Genomic DNA, 649 nt, shown 5'->3' with positions numbered 1-649 from the left:
TTGTGCTGGCGATGACGCCACAGCGTCAGGGCAACGAGCTGGGGGTGGACGAGTGCGCCGAGCCGTATCACAGCTTTGTGGAAAACGCGCTGGAAAAGGCGCGTCACGCCAGCCGTGTGACCGGTCTGCCGGCGCTGGCCGACGACTCCGGCATCTGCGTGGCGGCGCTGGGTGGCGCACCGGGCGTGCTGTCGGCGCGTTTTGCCGGCGAGCCCAAGTCGGACGCCCGCAATAATGCACTCTTGGTCGAGAAGCTGCAGGGCGAGAGCAAACGCCGTTGCTGGTATACCTGCGTGCTGGTGCTGGTTCGCCATGCCGATGACCCGCAACCCCTGATCGCAGACGCGGTGTGGATGGGCGAGGTGGTGGATACGCCGGTAGGCGAGGGCGGCTTCGGTTACGACCCTTATGTCTGGCTGGCCGACTATGGCTGTACCGTGGCCGAACTGCCGTCCGACGAGAAGAACCGCGTCAGCCACCGCGCGCAGGCGATGCAGGTGCTGCTGGCCAAACTCAAGGCCTTTGCATGAGCGTGATCGATATTTCGGCGCTTAGCGGTGGCCTGAAAGAGCTGCCACCCTTGTCGCTCTACATCCATTTCCCGTGGTGTGTGCGCAAGTGTCCGTATTGCGACTTCAATTCGCACGAG

At 63.8% G+C, this 649-nt stretch carries 1 protein-coding gene and 1 pseudogene; both read left to right on the top strand.

Annotated features, from left to right (window positions below; all coding sequences use genetic code 11):
- Positions 1-530: non-canonical purine NTP pyrophosphatase (locus EGI20_RS18940; RefSeq protein ID WP_498633252.1), on the top strand; the 530-nt coding region annotated here is incomplete at its 5' end.
- Positions 527-649, top strand: a pseudogene (locus EGI20_RS18935) (radical SAM family heme chaperone HemW); the annotation flags it as partial. The gene EGI20_RS18940 and the pseudogene EGI20_RS18935, both read left to right, overlap by 4 nt.

It is taken from the genome of Aquitalea sp. S1-19, from assembly GCF_024343515.1.
This window is presented reverse-complemented; position numbering and strand designations above follow the sequence as displayed.